Origin of the sequence: Micromonospora sp. NPDC093243 (genome assembly GCF_044753725.1) — a bacterium.
In the GTDB taxonomy this organism is placed as follows: Bacteria; Actinomycetota; Actinomycetes; order Mycobacteriales; family Micromonosporaceae; genus Micromonospora.
This window is the reverse complement of record NZ_JBIVNT010000002.1, coordinates 809816-823463: the sequence shown is the minus strand read 5'-3', so window position 1 is coordinate 823463 and position 13648 is coordinate 809816. Positions and strand designations below refer to the sequence as shown.

14 protein-coding genes are annotated in these 13648 nt (G+C 72.8%); 5 read left to right on the top strand and 9 right to left on the bottom strand.

All coding sequences use genetic code 11. The features are described 5' to 3' along the window. The first annotated feature begins 94 nt into the window (after positions 1-94). The 3 genes from ACIP9D_RS08710 to ACIP9D_RS08700 all read left to right on the top strand — a co-directional run bounded on the left by ACIP9D_RS08710 (position 95) and on the right by ACIP9D_RS08700 (position 3573). Entirely contained in the window at positions 95-1183 is a 1089-nt protein-coding gene (locus tag ACIP9D_RS08710) for a LacI family DNA-binding transcriptional regulator (protein ID WP_350867465.1), read from the top strand. Between the two features lie 161 nt (positions 1184-1344). Continuing rightward, positions 1345-2982, top strand: coding sequence for a glycoside hydrolase family 13 protein (locus ACIP9D_RS08705; RefSeq protein ID WP_350867466.1), 1638 nt, complete (start codon positions 1345-1347; stop codon positions 2980-2982). Between the two features lie 222 nt (positions 2983-3204). Then, positions 3205-3573, top strand: a complete 369-nt coding sequence (locus ACIP9D_RS08700; RefSeq protein ID WP_350867467.1) for a VOC family protein — start codon at positions 3205-3207, stop codon at positions 3571-3573. 72 nt (positions 3574-3645) lie between these two features. Here the strand turns inward: ACIP9D_RS08700 and ACIP9D_RS08695 are convergent, their stop codons facing one another. The 7 genes from ACIP9D_RS08695 to ACIP9D_RS08665 form a co-directional block, all read right to left on the bottom strand. After that, positions 3646-4089 (bottom strand): hypothetical protein, encoded by a 444-nt coding sequence (locus tag ACIP9D_RS08695; protein ID WP_350867469.1) that lies wholly within the window; start codon positions 4087-4089, stop codon positions 3646-3648. Positions 4090-4158: 69 nt separating this feature from the next. Continuing rightward, positions 4159-4785 (bottom strand): SRPBCC domain-containing protein, encoded by a 627-nt coding sequence (locus tag ACIP9D_RS08690; protein WP_350867471.1) that lies wholly within the window; start codon positions 4783-4785, stop codon positions 4159-4161. A gap of 25 nt (positions 4786-4810) precedes the next feature. Then, a complete protein-coding gene (locus ACIP9D_RS08685) occupies positions 4811-5200 on the bottom strand; it encodes a GntR family transcriptional regulator (RefSeq protein WP_350867473.1) in 390 nt (129 codons plus the stop codon). Continuing rightward, a complete protein-coding gene (locus ACIP9D_RS08680; RefSeq protein WP_350867474.1) occupies positions 5197-6120 on the bottom strand; it encodes a YihY/virulence factor BrkB family protein in 924 nt (307 codons plus the stop codon). Before ACIP9D_RS08680 ends, ACIP9D_RS08685 begins: the two co-directional genes overlap by 4 nt. Before the next feature lie 69 nt (positions 6121-6189). Continuing rightward, positions 6190-6768 carry a 2'-5' RNA ligase family protein gene (locus ACIP9D_RS08675; RefSeq protein WP_350867476.1) on the bottom strand — a complete coding sequence of 193 codons (579 nt, stop codon included), beginning with the start codon at positions 6766-6768 and terminating at the stop codon, positions 6190-6192. Positions 6769-6792: 24 nt separating this feature from the next. Next, on the bottom strand, positions 6793-7818 hold the full coding sequence (trpS, locus tag ACIP9D_RS08670; RefSeq protein WP_350867478.1) for a tryptophan--tRNA ligase: 1026 nt from the start codon (positions 7816-7818) through the stop codon (positions 6793-6795). Positions 7819-7851: 33 nt separating this feature from the next. Beyond that, positions 7852-8877 (bottom strand): hemolysin family protein, encoded by a 1026-nt coding sequence (locus tag ACIP9D_RS08665; protein WP_350867479.1) that lies wholly within the window; start codon positions 8875-8877, stop codon positions 7852-7854. Positions 8878-9090: 213 nt separating this feature from the next. Here ACIP9D_RS08665 and galE point away from each other — a divergent pair, with 213 nt between their 5' ends. Together galE and galK are read left to right on the top strand one after the other, a co-directional pair. Beyond that, positions 9091-10074 carry a UDP-glucose 4-epimerase GalE gene (galE, locus tag ACIP9D_RS08660; protein ID WP_400449570.1) on the top strand — a complete coding sequence of 328 codons (984 nt, stop codon included), beginning with the start codon at positions 9091-9093 and terminating at the stop codon, positions 10072-10074. After that, positions 10071-11228: a galactokinase gene (gene galK / locus ACIP9D_RS08655; RefSeq protein ID WP_350867480.1), complete on the top strand. Its 1158-nt coding sequence runs from the start codon at positions 10071-10073 to the stop codon at positions 11226-11228. Before galE ends, galK begins: the two co-directional genes overlap by 4 nt. Positions 11229-11369: 141 nt before the next feature. Here galK and ACIP9D_RS08650 read toward each other — a convergent pair whose 3' ends face one another. Both ACIP9D_RS08650 and cysD read right to left on the bottom strand, forming a co-directional pair. Continuing rightward, positions 11370-12707, bottom strand: a complete 1338-nt coding sequence (locus ACIP9D_RS08650) for a GTP-binding protein (RefSeq protein WP_350867482.1) — start codon at positions 12705-12707, stop codon at positions 11370-11372. Further along, entirely contained in the window at positions 12707-13618 is a 912-nt protein-coding gene (gene cysD, locus ACIP9D_RS08645) for a sulfate adenylyltransferase subunit CysD (RefSeq protein WP_350867484.1), read from the bottom strand. Before cysD ends, ACIP9D_RS08650 begins: the two co-directional genes overlap by 1 nt. Between the last annotated feature and the right edge of the window lie 30 nt (positions 13619-13648).

Genomic DNA, 13648 nt, shown 5'->3' with positions numbered 1-13648 from the left:
TCGCGTGTTGCGGGGACGTTAGCAAGGGGTTTCAAAGAATGGAAGACCTTGCAGAACCGTACGCAAGAACTTGCCCTTGGGCTAAAGTGCCGCCATGCGCGCTCGACTGTCCGACATCGCCCAACAGGCCGAAGTCAGCGAGGCCACGGTGTCGCGGGTGCTCAACGACCGCCCCGGTGTGGCCCCGGAGACCCGCCAGGCCGTCCTCACCGCCCTCGACGTGCTCGGCTACGAGCGGCCGGCCCGGCTGCGCAAGCGCAGCGCAGGCCTGGTCGGCCTGGTGGTGCCGGAGCTGGACAACCCGATCTTCCCCGCCTTCGCGCAGGTCATCGAGTCGACCCTGGCGCAGAGCGGGTTCACCCCGGTGCTCTGCACCCAGACCCCGGGCGGGGTCACCGAGGACGAGTACGTCGAGATGCTGCTGGACCGGCAGGTCTCCGGGATCGTTTTCGTCTCCGGCCTGCACGCCGACACGGCCGCCAACCACGAGCGCTACCGCGCCCTGATCGCCCGGCCGCTGCCGGTCGTGATGATCAACGGGTACGTGCCGGACGTGGCGGCCCCCTTCGTCTCCTGCGACGACGGCGAGGCCGCCGAGCTGGCCGTGGCCCACCTGGTCGCGCTCGGGCACCGGCGGATCGGCCTGATCACCGGCCCGGACCGGTTCGTGCCGGTGCAGCGCAAGGTGGCCGGCTGGCGCGACGCGATGCGCCGACTGGCCGGGCTGACCGAGTCCGAACTGGACGAACTCGCCGAACTCACCCTCTTCGGCGTCGAGGGTGGCGAGGCCGCCGCCGGTCGGTTGCTGGACCGCGGCGTCACCGGCGTCGTCTGCGGCTCGGACCTGATGGCGCTCGGCGCCGTCCGGGCGGCCCGGCAGCGCGGCCTCACGGTCCCCACCGACCTCTCCGTGGTCGGCTACGACGACTCGCCGCTGATGGCCTTCACCGACCCGCCACTGACCACCATGCGGCAGCCGGTGATCGCGATGGCGGTGGCCGCCGTCCGGGCCCTCGTCGACGAGATCAACGGGCATGCCGCGCCGCACTCCGAGTACCTGTTCCGCCCGGAGCTGGTGGTCCGCGGCTCCACCGCGGTCGCGCCGGCGAACCCGGCCCGCCCGGCGCCCGGTGGGTCGGCCCGGCGGCGCCCGACACCCCCCGCGCTGGCCGTACCGGCCTGACCCGGCCCGCCGGCCGGGCGTTGCGGCCCGCAACGCCGATCATTTCTTGCGCAAGCGCTGCTTGACTCTTGCAGCGCCCGGCCGGCATTCTGCTCAGACACCCACCGCACCCCAGACCACCGGGTGTCGACGTCACGCGCCCGAGAACGGAAACGCCACCGATGACCGCCACCCATGCCGACCCGCCGACCGACGCCGCCGAGGACTGGTGGCGCTCCGCGGTCGTCTACCAGGTCTACGTCCGCAGCTTCGCCGACGCGAACGGCGACGGCATCGGTGATCTGCGGGGCCTTCGGGAGCGCCTGCCGTACCTGCGCGACCTCGGGGTGGACGCGCTCTGGCTGACCCCCTTCTACACCTCCCCCATGGTGGACGGCGGCTACGACGTGGCCGACTACCGCGACGTCGACCCGATGTTCGGCACCCTCGCCGACTTCGACGCGATGATCACCGACGCGCACGCCCTCGGGCTGCGGATCATCGTCGACCTGGTGCCGAACCACACCTCGAGCGCGCACCCCTGGTTCACCGCCGCGCTCGCCGCCGCCCCGGGCTCCCCGCAGCGGGCCCGCTACCTCTTCGCCGAGGGCCGGGGTGAGCACGGCGAGCTGCCACCCAACGACTGGGAGAGCATCTTCGGCGGCCCCGCCTGGACCCGGGTGCCGGACGGCCAGTGGTACCTGCACCTGTTCGACCCGGCCCAGCCGGACCTGAACTGGCGGCACCCCGAGGTCCGCGCCGAGTTCGAAGACGTACTGCGCTTCTGGCTGGACCGGGGCGTGGACGGCTTCCGGATCGACGTGGCGCACGGAATGATCAAGGCCGAGGGGCTGCCCGACGTCGGATTCAGCACGCTGACCACCGGCCAGCGCCAGGTCGAGCTGCTCGGCAAGGGCCGGCTCCCCTACTTCGACCAGGACGAGGTGCACGACATCTACCGCTCGTGGCGGCCGATCCTGGACAGCTACCCCGGCGGTCGGATGGCGGTGGCGGAGGCCTGGGCCGAGACGCCGCAGCGGCTGGCCCGCTACATCGGCCCGGACGAGCTGCACCAGGCATTCAGTTTCGACTTCCTCGACGCGACCTGGTCGGCCGACTCGTTCCGCAAGGTCATCGACACCGCGCTGGCCGAGTCGACCATCGTCGGCGCGCCGACCACCTGGGTGCTCTCCAACCACGACAAGCAGCGGCACGTGACCCGCTACGGCGACGGGCCGGAGGGGCTGCGCCGGGCCCGCGCGGCCACCCTGCTGATGCTCGCGTTGCCCGGCTGCGCCTACCTCTACCAGGGCGAGGAGCTGGGCCTGCCGGAGGTGCTGGACCTGCCCGACGAGCTGCGCCAGGACCCGGCGTTCCTGCGTACCGGCGAGAGCCGGGACGGCTGCCGGGTGCCGATCCCGTGGAGCGGCGAACTCGCGCCGTACGGATTCGGCCCGGCCGACAGCGAGCTGAGCTGGCTGCCGGCCCCGGCCACCTGGCGTGCGCTCTCGGTCGCCGCCCAGACCGGTGACCCCGGCTCCACCCTGGAGCTCTACCGCGCCGCGCTGCGGATCCGACGCGAACACCCGGCGCTGGCGGCCGACGCCGGCCCGGTCACCTGGCTGGAGACCGGGCCCGGCGTGCTGGCCTTCACCCGCGCCGCAGGTGACGCCGTGCTGACCTGCGTGGTGAACATCAGCGGCGCCCCGGCGCTGATCGACGGGTACGGCGGGCCGCTGGCCGCCAGTGAACCGCTCACCGCGCAGGGCACCGGGCACCTGCTGCCGGTGGACGCCGCCGCCTGGTTCGATCGGAGCTGAACGGGTAAGCCCTCAGCAACCTGGTCGTCCGTTGTGCCCCGCGCCGACGGGCGACTGGGCTACCGGCCCCTTGTGGTGGGGGGTGAGGTGGCGCCGGCGTCTCGCGGGGTCCGCCCCGCGGGGCGCCGACGTCCGCCCGGAACCGGAAAACCACAATGGTCGGTGCGGCTCACGTGTCGCCCCGTCGCAGCCCGGGTACCGCACCAGACGGAGGTGGTGCACATGGTGGCACGGGTGACGCAGTACACCCTCGACGTCGAGGACCTCGACCTGATGGTGACGTTCTGGTCCGGGGCGCTCGGTTACACCGTCGAGCAGGGCGATGACGGCAGCGCGAAACTCTGGCCCGCCGACGGCGCGACCGGCCCCACGGTGTGGCTGCAGGGCTCCGGCACGGCGAAGCGGGGCAAGAACCGGCTGCACCTGGACCTGGTCAGCGACGGCGACCCGGGCGCGGAGGTACAGCGGCTGATCGGGCTCGGCGCCCGGCAGGCCGACGTCGGGCAGACCGGGGAGGAGCAGTTCGTGGTGCTCGCCGACCCGGAGGACAACGAGTTCTGCGTCCTGGACGCCCCGCCGACCCGGCCCTGACCCCTCGGCGGCCGGGCCCGCGACATCGCCCGGGCCGACGGATGCCCGCCTGAGCCCTCGCGGGCCGGGCGGTCACGCCCCCTTGGCGGTGAGGATCTCGGCGATGCGGTGGAATCCGGCGCGCAGCTCGGCCTCGGTGGGCGGGAGAACCCGCTCACCGTGGCCGACCTCGTCCGCCGCCGCGTCCAGCTCCTCGTCGATGGTGTCCTCGAAATCGCCGTAGAGGTCGGCCTGGTCGACCTGCGCGGCCTCGTCCGCCGCCGCGATCTGGGCGGCGGCGATCTCGCTGCGGATCTCCTCGGCGGAGAGCGCCGGCAACAGCGGCTCGACGACGGCCATCAGCTGTTCGTCGGCCACCACCGCCTCGGCCAGGGCGAGCGCGTGCGGACGCTCGTAGGGGCCGCAGACCACCGGCTCCCACTCGTCGTCGTCGCCGAGCGGACCGAGCGTGATGATCCACGGCAGGCCGAGCATCGGCGAGTCGCTCGGCAGGTCCAACGTCACGAGTGCGCCCACCGGCCCATCATCGTCCGTCTCCCCCGAGCCTCGGGCGGCATTCGCCCGATCCACCCTCGTCGGCGACCGTCAGGGGGCCGGTGGGAGCGCGGCGTGCCAGCGGCCGTTCCACTCGTCGCGGAGGCGGGCCGCGGCGTCGTCGTCCAGGCCGTAGCTGGTGACGGTGAGGCTCACCGGGGCCACCTCGCCCGCGTCGAGCGGCTGCTCGGCCAGGGCGGTCAGCAGTCGGCCGTCGCCGTCCACCACCATCCGCAGATAGCGGCTCCGGTGCCACGGCTCCCCTGCCGGCAGGGCGGCGAGCAGCTGCGCGCCGGTGGCCGCACCGGTCAGGTAGACGGTGCGCCGAGGCCCGACCGGTTGGCGTTCGAGCAGGAAGCGCAGCTGCTCGAAGAAGGCCCGCCAGCCTTCCAGGATCACGTTGAAGCCGCCGTCGCCGTCACCGGGCATGACCACCCGCACCAGCGTCCGCTCGCCGTCGCCGGCGAGCACGACCTCGGACCCGTCGGCCATCGCCAGCCGGCCGGGCGGGAAGCGCTCGGCGTGGTCGACGAAGATGTGACGGATCTCGTCGGCCAGGCCGTCGTACTCCCAGCCGAACCACTGCCCGATCTCCGCCGGCTCGGTCAACGCCGCCCAGACCCGGTCGATCGGCGCGGCCACCGCGACCTCGACCGTCAGCGCCTCCGGTTCGATCACTGGTGCTCCCCTCGTCGTTCGGATGTCAACCCGGCCGGCTCGCGTCCAGGGCCGCCCGGACCAGGGCGAGCGCCGCAGCGGGCGGCACGGCGAGCCGGCGCGCCTCGGCCGCGTAGTCGGCGGCGACCCGCTGCAACCGGTCCGTCGCATCATCCCGGCCGGGTGCGACGAAAGTGCCGTGCCGGCCCCGGGTCTGAAGCAGGCCGGCCGATTCCAGCTCCCGGTAGGCCCGGGCGACCGTGTTCGCGGCCAGGTTCAGGTCGGCGGCGAGCTGCCGGACGGTGGGCAGCCGGGTGCCGACCGGCAGCCGGCCGTCCCCGATCATCTCGGCGAGCTGCCCGCGCAGCTGCTCGTACGGTGGCACGGACGACCCCGCGTCGACCGAGATCAGCAACGCCCGCTCCCCACTGGTCACACCGCACCGCCCGGGGTGCCCGGCCCGGCTTCGTCGTCGATGTCGTCCGGCGCCGGGCCCTCCGCCAGGTCGACCACCCGGCCCCGGGTGCTGGTCGCGGCGAGCGCCGCGCCGAAGAGCACCAACTGGTTGAGCAGGTAGAGGTAGAGCAGCAGTCCCACCGCGCCGGCCACCACCGTGTACGCCGGATTCCGCTCGGTACGCACCACGTAGTAGCGCCCGACCGTGTTGAGCAGCGTGATGCCGAGCGCGACCAGCCACACCACCGGGCGCAGCCGGGCCCGGCTCATCCGCAGCCGGGGAATCGCGACCAGCAGCAGCGCCGCGAGCACCGCGTTGACCAGGATGCTGAGCAGCGCGCTCAGCGTGGTCAGGCCGAGCGAACCGGTGCTGCGCAGCAACCAGCGCAGCACCGACTCCAGCGCGTCGACCGCGGCCACCGACCCGCCGAGCAGCACGAAGACGACGACCATGACGCCGATGTCGACCAGCCGGCGGATCACCAGGTTGCCGGGCTGCTGGTTCAGCCCGTACATCAGCCGCTGCGAGGAGCGGATCGCCTCGATCCAGCCGATCCCGGTGAAGGCCAGGATGATCAGGCCGACCACGCCGACCGTGCCGCTGCTGTCGGCGATCTGCACCGGGTCGAGGAACGGCAGATTGTCCCGGAGGAAGTCGGCAGCGGCGGAGCTGACCTCGTCGTTGTCGTCCAGGATCGCGCCGAAGATGGCGTACGCGACCAGGGCCAGGGCGAAGACCGCGAAGAAGCCGTAGTAGGCGATCGCGGCGGCCAGCCGGCCGCCGAGCACCTCGGCGTAGAGCGCGCCGGCCCGCCACACGTGGTCGAAGACCGGCGATCGACGGCGGGCGGCGCTCACCCGGCGGTCGATGGCCGCCTCGACCCGACCGATCACGTTCACGCCGTCATCCTCGCCGATGTGGGCGGGTCGTGGGGGTAACCGCCGTCGGGCGCGCCCCCACCCCGACCGTCAGCCGCCGAGCCGGAAGTCCCGGCGCGGCTGCCACCGGGTCTGCCCATGGGAGAAGAGGGTGAACCCGGCCACCTCGAAAACGGCGGAGAAGTCGGCCAGGTCCTCGTACGCCTTGTCCAGCGCCTCCGGCGCGACGTCCTGCGCCACGGTGACGTGTGGGTGGTACGGGAAGCGCGCCTCCCGGCGCAGTTCCGGTGCGGCGTTGATCGCGGCGGCGAGCAGTTCGCACTCGCTGATCCCGGCGGCCACCGCCACGAAGACCACCTGGGTCACCGGCCGGAACGTCCCGGTGCCGCGCAGGTGCAGGGTGAACGGCAGATGGGCGGCGGCGACCGTGGCCAGGTGCCGCTCCACGGCGGGCAGCGCGGTCGCCGGAATCTCGGTCGGCCCGAGCAGCGTCACGTGCGCGGGGACCGCCAGCGGGTCACCGGCCTCGACCCGCCGCCGGGTGAGCACGCTGCCCCACGGCTCGGGGATGTCGACGGCGATGCCGATCTGGAGGGCGTCACCGGCCTCCGGCGACCCGTCCCTGCGGTCCACGCTGCGCGCCACCTCTCCGGCCACCGGCCCCTTCATCCCGTCCCGCGTCGCGCCGCGGCGCTACTCGCCGCGCACCGGCGGAAAGAAGCCCACCCGCTCGTACACCTGGCGCAGCGTCGGCGCGGCCACCGCACGGGCCTTCTCGGCGCCGGCGGCGAGCAGCTTGTCCAGCTGGGCCGGGTCGTCCAGGTAGGCCCGGGTGCGCTCCTGGATCGGCCGGACGAACTCGGACACCACCTCGGCCAGGTCCTTCTTCAGATCGCCATAGCCCTTGCCGGCGTACGCGCCGACCAGCTCGTCGATGGTGCGGCCGCTCAGGGCGGAGTGGATGGTCAGCAGGTTGGAGATGCCGGGCTTGCCCTCGGCGTCGAAGACGATCTCCCGCCCGGTGTCGGTGACCGCGGAGCGGATCTTCTTGGCCGAGCGGGCGGGATCGTCCAGCAGGTCGATGATGCCGGCCGGCGAGGACGACGACTTGGACATCTTCGCGGTCGGTTCCTGCAGGTCGGTGATCTTCGCGGTGTCCTTCACGATGTGCGGCGCGGGCACGGTGAAGGTCTTGCCGAACAGCGAGTTGAACCGCTGCGCCAGGTCGCGGGAGAGCTCCAGGTGCTGCCGCTGGTCCTCGCCGACCGGCACCGCGTGCGCCTGGTAGAGCAGGATGTCGGCGGCCTGCAGGATCGGGTAGGTGAAGAGGCCGACGCTGGAGCGCTCGCTGCCCTGCTTCTGCGACTTGTCCTTGAACTGGGTCATCCGGCTGGCCTCACCGAAGCCGGTGATGCAGCCGAGCACCCAGGCCAGCTGCGGGTGCTCGGGCACCTGCGACTGGACGAAGAGGGTGCTGCGCTCCGGGTCGAGGCCGACCGCGAAGAGCTGGGCGGCGGCCACCCGGGACCGCTGCTTGAGCACCTTCGGGTCGTGCCCGGCGGTGATCGCGTGCAGGTCGACCACGCAGTAGAACGCGTCGTGGGTCTCCTGCAACGCCACCCAGTGCCGCACCGCGCCCAGGTAGTTGCCGAGGTGGAACGAGTCGGCCGTCGGCTGGATGCCGGAGAAGACGCGGGGGCGGGCGGGAACGTCGGACATGCCGGCAATTCTGTCAGCAAGCCGGGGCGGGCGTCATGACGGGCCGGCGGGTCGGCCGCCGCTCGCCGCCGTGGGCGCCGTGACCTCACGTCGCTGCTCGGGCAGGCGTACGGCGGAGACGGCGAGCCGCGCCACCCGCCGCCCGTCCAGTGCCAGCACCCGCAGCAGCCAACCGCCGGCCGGGTCGCCGGGCTCCGGGGCGGCGGCGTCGGCCGGACCGGGCGGCACCGGCACCTCGTCGCCGACGACCGGCAGCCGGCCCAGTGCCGCCATCACGAACCCGCCCACCGTCTCGTACGGCCCGGGCGGCAGCGTCACGCCGGTACGTTCGGCAAAGTCGGCCAGGTTGAGCCGACCGTCGACCACCGCGGGCAGCCCGGCGCGTATCGGGTCGGGCGCGTCGTCGTACTCGTCGTGGATCTCGCCGACCAGTTCCTCGATCAGGTCTTCGAGGGTGACGATGCCGGCGGTGCCGCCGTACTCGTCGACCACCACGGCCAGGTGGTGCCCCTCCCGGCGCATCTCGGTCAGCGCGGCGAGCACCCGCTTGCTGCCGGGCAGCCGCTTCACCTCCCGGGTCAACTCGCCGACCGTGCCGCACCGGTCGGTCTCCGGGCGAAGCAGCACGTCGCGCAGGTGGACGAAGCCGACCACGTCGTCGTGAGTGCCGTCGGTGACCGGGTACCGGGTGTGCGGCTCGGCCCGGACCAGGCGGGCCGCCTCGTCTATGGAGAGCCCGGCGGGCAGGAACACCACCTCGGTGCGGGGCATCATCACCTCACGGACCAGGCTCGCCCCGGCGACCAGCACCTCGTCGATGATCCGGCGCTCGTCCGGGTCGAGCAGGGTGTTCGCGGCGACCAGGTCGCGCAGCTCGGCTTCGCTGATCCGCTCCCGGCCGGCCGCCGGGCTCGCGCCGAGCAGGTCGGTGACGAGGCGGGTGGCGGCGTCGGCGGCCCGGACGACCACGCGGGCGACAGCTCGGGCGACCGGGCTCGGGTCAGGGCGGGGCGGCCGCCGCACGCGTCGCCGGTGCTCGGGACCGCCCGCTTCCCGCATGCCAGAGATGGTAGACACCTCCGGCCTCCCGGGACCGGCTTTCCGGCCGGCTCGGGCCGCCGGCTCCCGCATGCCGGGCATGTTCAACTCTGTTGAATCGTGAGAGTTTATGATGGAATCAGGATGACCGCAGGCACGGCCGGGCTCCGGCCACCACCGTAGGGTGATCACCGAAGGGCCGCGTCCCGGGCCGGCCAGGCAGGAGGCAACGACGTGAAACTGCTCGTCACCGGCGGTGCCGGGTTCATCGGCAGCGTGGTGACCCGGATGCTGCTCGACGCCGGCCACGAGGTGGTCGTCCTCGACGACCTGCGCACCGGGCACCGCGAGGCGCTCGCCCCCGACGCCACCCACGTCGACGCGTCCATCCACGACGCCGCCCGGGTGCTCACCCCGCAGGCCGGCTTCGACGGCGTGCTGCACTTCGCCGCCCTCATCGCAGCCGGCGAGTCGATGGTCAAGCCGGAGCTCTACTGGCACACCAACACGATCGGTTCGCTCGCCCTGCTCGACGCCGTCCGGGCCGCCGGGGTGCCCCGGCTGGTCTTCTCCTCCACCGCCGCGGTCTACGGCAATCCCACCGAGCTGCCGATCCCGGAGACCGCGGTCAAGGCCCCCACCAACACGTACGGGGCCACCAAGCTCGCCGTCGACATGGCCCTGACCTCCGAGGCGATCGGGCACGGGTTGGCCGCCGTCTCGCTGCGCTACTTCAACGTCGCCGGCGCGCACCTCGAGGGCGACGTCGCGCTCGGTGAGCGGCACGACCCGGAGACCCACCTGATCCCGATCGCGCTGGAGGTCGCCGCCGGCCGGCGGGAAAAGCTCCAGCTCTTCGGCGACGACTACCCCACCGTCGACGGCACCTGCGTGCGCGACTACATCCACGTGGCCGACCTGGCCCGGGCCCACCTGCTCGCGCTGGACGCGGCCACCGCCGGCCAGCACCGGATCTACAACCTCGGCAACGGCAGCGGGTTCACCAACCGGCAGGTGGTCGACGTGGTCCGCGAGGTCACCGGGCACCCGCTGCCGGTCGAGGTCGCGGCGCGGCGCGAGGGCGACCCGTCCGAGCTGGTCGCCTCCTCCCGGCTGGCCCGCGAGGAGCTGGGTTGGGTGCCGCGCAAGCCGACCCTGCACGACATGGTCGGCGACGCCTGGGCCTTCTACCGCACGCACATCCTGGAGCAGGCATGAGCGACGTCGCCGACCGCGCCACCGCGGGTTTCCAGCGGGAGTACGGCACCGCGCCCGCCGGCCGTTGGGCGGCACCGGGGCGGGTCAACCTGATCGGCGAGCACACCGACTACAACGACGGTTTCGTGCTGCCCTTCGCGCTGCCGCTGCGGACGGTGGCCGCCGCCGACCGGCAGGACGGCCAGCGCTGGACGGTCTGGTCCGAGCTCTCCGGCGAGACGATCACGTTCGACGCCGACGACGTCGCCGAGCCCGGCCGGGTCACCGGCTGGGGCGCGTACGTGGCCGGGGTGGTCTGGGCGCTGCGCGACGCCGGGCACGCCGTACCCGGGGCCCGGCTGGCGATCGCCTCCGACGTGCCACTCGGCGCCGGGCTCTCCTCCTCGGCCGCGCTGGAGGCAGCGGTGCTGACCGCCCTGGTCGACCTGGGCGGCCTGGACCTGCCCGCCGCCCGGCAGCCCCGGCTCGCCCAGCGCGCCGAGAACGCCTACGTCGGCGCGCCGACCGGAATCATGGACCAGTCCGCCGCGATCCGCTGCCGGGACGGTCACGCACTCTTCCTCGACTGCCGTACCGAGGAGGTCGAGCACATCCCGTTCGACCTGCACGCCGCCGGGCTCGCCATGCTGGTCGTCGACAGCCGGGCACCGCACCGGCACGCCGACGGCGAGTACGCGGCCCGCCGGAAGTCCTGCGAGGCCGCGGCCGACCGGCTCGGCGTGACCGCGCTGCGCGACGTCGGTGTGGACCAGCTCGACTCCGCGCTCGCCCGGCTCGACGACGACGAGACCCGGCGCCGGGTCCGACACGTGGTCACCGAGGACCAGCGGGTGCTCGACACCGTGGTGCTGCTGCGCGCCGGCCGGGTCAGCGAGATCGGCCCGCTGCTGACCGCGTCGCACGCCTCGATGCGCGACGACTTCGAGATCACCGTGCCGGAGATCGACACCGCGGTCGAGGCCGCGCTCGCCGCCGGCGCGCTCGGTGCCCGGATGACCGGCGGCGGCTTCGGCGGCTGCGTGCTGGCCCTGGTCGAGGCGGACGCCGCCGACGCGGTCGCCGAGGCCGTCACCGCCGCCTACGCCGAACGCGGCTTCCAGACCCCCGCCCACGTCACCGTGCTCCCGGCCCCCGGCGCCACCCGCCTGAACTGAGCCCCGCCCCGCCCCCACCCCCGCCCTCACCGAGTTGATCAAGAGGTTCGCGTCAGGATCCGGCCGGGATCTGACGCAAAGCTCTTGATCAACGCGAACGGGGCGGGTGCGGGAGCGGTGCGCGGGGCCGGTGGGAGGGGGTTAGGAGGCTTCGACGATCATGCCGGCGCCGACGGTGCGGTTGGTGGTCTCGTCGATGACGACGAAACCGCCGGTGGTGCGGTTGCGGCGATATTCGTCGGCCAGCAGCGGGACGGTGGTCCGCAGCCGCACCCGGCCGATCTCGTTGAGCCGCAGCTCGCCCGCCGACTCGTCGCGGTGCAGCGAGTTGATGTCCAACCGGTAGTGCAGGCCGCGCACGATCGCCCGGGCCGAGCGGGTGGTGTGCTTGATCGCGTACTTGCCGCCGACCTGCAACGGGCGGGTCTCGTCCATCCAGCAGATCATCGCCTCGATGTCCTGGGCCACCGCCGGGGCGTTGTTCGGCCGGCAGATCAGGTCGCCCCGGGAGATGTCGATCTCGTCGGTCAGCCGTACCGTCACCGACATCGGCGGGAACGCCTCGGCGACCGGCCCGTCGGCGGTCTCCACCGCGGCGATCCGGCTGGTGAACCCGGACGGCAGCACCATCACCTCGTCACCCGGCTTCAGCACGCCCGAGGCGACCTGGCCGGCGTATCCGCGGTAGTCGGTGACCGTGGTCGACTGCGGACGGATCACGTACTGCACCGGAAAGCGGACGTCGACCAGGTTGCGATCCGAGGCGATGTGCACCCGCTCCAGGTGGTGCAGCAGCGACGGCCCCTCGTACCAGGGCATGTTCGGCGAGCGGCCGACGATGTTGTCGCCCTTCAGCGCGGAGACCGGCACCACGGTCAGGTCGGGCACCTCGAGCTTCGCGGCGAAGGCGGTGAACTCGTCGGCGATCCGCTCGAAGACCTCCTGCGAGTAGTCGACCAGGTCCATCTTGTTGACGCAGAGCACCAGGTGCGGCACCCGAAGCAGCGAGCAGAGGAACGCGTGCCGGCGGGACTGCTCCACCAACCCCTTGCGGGCGTCCACCAGGATCAGCGCCAGGTCGGCTGTCGAGGCGCCGGTGACCATGTTCCGGGTGTACTGGATGTGCCCGGGGGTGTCGGCGATGATGAACTTCCGCCGTGGGGTGGCGAAGTAGCGGTACGCCACGTCGATGGTGATGCCCTGCTCCCGCTCCGCCCGCAGGCCGTCGGTGAGCAGCGCCAGGTTGGTGTACTCGTCGCCGCGCGCCGCGCTGACCGCCTCGACCGCGGCCAACTGGTCGGTGAAGAGCGACTTGGTGTCGTAGAGCAGCCGCCCGATCAGCGTGGACTTGCCGTCGTCCACGCTGCCCGCGGTGGCGAACCGGAGCAGGTCCATCGGCCGGGCCTCCGGTGTGGTGCCGGTGGCAGCCGGGGCTTCCGTTGCGTCCGCGCCGGCCGGCGCGACGGTCTCGGCGGTCATCAGAAGTAGCCCTCCCGCTTGCGGTCCTCCATGGCGGCCTCACTGACCCGGTCGTCACCGCGGGTCGCGCCGCGCTCCGTGAGCCGGGTCGCCGCCACCTCCTCGATGACCTTCTCCACCGTGTCGGCGTCGGAGCGCACGGCCGCGGTGAGGGACGCGTCGCCCACCGTGCGGTAGCGCACCCGCGCCTTGAACCGCTCCTCGCCGGCCCGCGGGCGGAAGTACTCGTTGACCGCGTAGAGCATCCCGTCGCGGTCGATCACCTCACGCTCGTGCGCGTAGTAGATCGACGGCAGCGCGATCCGCTCCCGGGCGATGTAGTGCCAGACGTCCAGCTCGGTCCAGTTGGAGAGCGGGAAGACCCGGATCGACTCGCCCGGGTGGTGCCGGCCGTTGTAGAGCGACCAGAGCTCCGGGCGCTGGTTCTTCGGGTCCCACTGGCCGAACTCGTCGCGGAAGCTGAACACCCGTTCCTTGGCCCGGGCCTTCTCCTCGTCCCGGCGGGCGCCGCCGAAGAGCGCGTCGAAGCGGTGCTTCTCGACCGCGTCGAGCAGCACCGGGGTCTGGATGCGGTTGCGCGTCCCGTCGGCCGGCTCGCGCACCAGGCCACTCGTCAGGGCCTCGGGCACGCTCGCCACCACCAGCTGCAATCCCAGCTCGGCGACGCGCCGGTCGCGGTACTCCATGACCTCGGGGAAGTTGTGCCCAGTGTCGACGTGCATCACCGGGAAGGGGATGTTCGCCGGGGCGAACGCCTTCTGCGCCAGCCGGAGCATCACGATCGAGTCCTTGCCGCCGGAGAAGAGCAGCACCGGCCGCTCCATCTCGGCCACCACCTCGCGCATCACGAAGATGCTCTCTGCCTCCAGGGCAGCCAGGTGCGAGACCTGGTAGGCGGCGGGGGCGGTCACGACCGGGCCTCGAATCGCTCGCTCATCCGG

Coding starts and splice junctions, on each gene's coding strand:
- ACIP9D_RS08700 (WP_350867467.1), top strand. CDS start 3,205: ATGGTGGCACGGGTGACGCAGTACACCCTCGACGTCGAGGACCTCGAC.
- ACIP9D_RS08710 (WP_350867465.1), top strand. CDS start 95: ATGCGCGCTCGACTGTCCGACATCGCCCAACAGGCCGAAGTCAGCGAG.
- ACIP9D_RS08650 (WP_350867482.1), bottom strand. CDS start 12,707: ATGACCGCCGAGACCGTCGCGCCGGCCGGCGCGGACGCAACGGAAGCC.
- ACIP9D_RS08665 (WP_350867479.1), bottom strand. CDS start 8,877: ATGCGGGAAGCGGGCGGTCCCGAGCACCGGCGACGCGTGCGGCGGCCG.
- trpS (WP_350867478.1), bottom strand. CDS start 7,818: ATGTCCGACGTTCCCGCCCGCCCCCGCGTCTTCTCCGGCATCCAGCCG.
- ACIP9D_RS08705 (WP_350867466.1), top strand. CDS start 1,345: ATGACCGCCACCCATGCCGACCCGCCGACCGACGCCGCCGAGGACTGG.
- galK (WP_350867480.1), top strand. CDS start 10,071: ATGAGCGACGTCGCCGACCGCGCCACCGCGGGTTTCCAGCGGGAGTAC.
- ACIP9D_RS08675 (WP_350867476.1), bottom strand. CDS start 6,768: ATGAAGGGGCCGGTGGCCGGAGAGGTGGCGCGCAGCGTGGACCGCAGG.